We start from the raw sequence: 877 nt of genomic DNA, 5'->3' as shown, positions 1-877 counted from the left end.
GCCCGTACACCGCCCGCCTGGCGCCACTCGAGGCGGCTGTGAACGCCGCCCGGGAGAAGACCGACCGGCACGGGCAGTCCCTCGCGCGGCAGGCCGCAGCGATGGACGTAAATGCGCAGGCTTCCCTCGATCTAGCGCGCGCCTATCTGGTCGGCGGTGATGCGGCGCTGCGCGCGGAAGCGGCTCGCAAGGGCCTTACCGACGCCACCCGGCGCGGGATCGACACGGACGCGCAGGTGCAGCGTCAGCTGCAGGTGATGGTCGGCGAGCAGGTGGCGAACGGCGCCAAGTCGGTGGCGCAGCTGCGCGAGGAGACGGCGGCACGCGCCGCTGTTCGTGCGCAGGTGCTTGCCGGCACGCTCTCCGCCGACGACATGTCGCGCGCGCTGTCGGACGAAGCTGCGCTTCGCCCGCTGCTGAAGTTGCAGACGGTCGCCCAGGGAGAGGCGCTGACGCAGCTGACGGCCGTCATCGAGGCCTATCGCAAGGCACTCGCGGACGCTCACGAGGAAGAGGCGAACAGCGGCGCGGTCCGCGCGACGGACGCCGCCAAGGCGCGGTTCGCAGAAACGATCGCCAGCATCTACGATCTGTCGAAGGATCCGCTGAGCCGCGCCATGGATGCCGCACGCCGCGCCGCCGAGAGCGAAGCGGATACCCAGGGCTACACCGGAGATGCTCGCAAGCAGTTCGTTGACGCGCGTGTCGATGAGGCATGGGCGGGCGAGGCGAAGCGGCGGGCTGAGTATTACGCCAGCACCGTGGAGGATCAGCGCGATTCTATGCAGTTGGCGCAGCTGGAGCTGGCGCTGTCGGCCGCGAACGACAACGAACGTGGACGACAGCTGGAGAAGCTGCGGACGATCCTCGACTTGAA

The 877-nt window shown here is 69.2% G+C and carries 1 protein-coding gene; it reads left to right on the top strand.

Features of this window, described 5'->3' with window-relative positions:
* A partial coding sequence (locus tag MHZ35_RS17890; protein ID WP_239436852.1) for a hypothetical protein occupies nucleotides 1-877 on the top strand: 877 nt, incomplete at both ends.

Origin of the sequence: Sphingomonas sp. ACRSK (assembly GCF_022346685.1) — a bacterium.
Lineage (GTDB): Bacteria > Pseudomonadota > Alphaproteobacteria > Sphingomonadales > Sphingomonadaceae > Sphingomonas > Sphingomonas molluscorum.
Note: the sequence above shows the minus strand (reverse complement) of the source record. Positions and strands in the feature narration are given on the sequence as shown.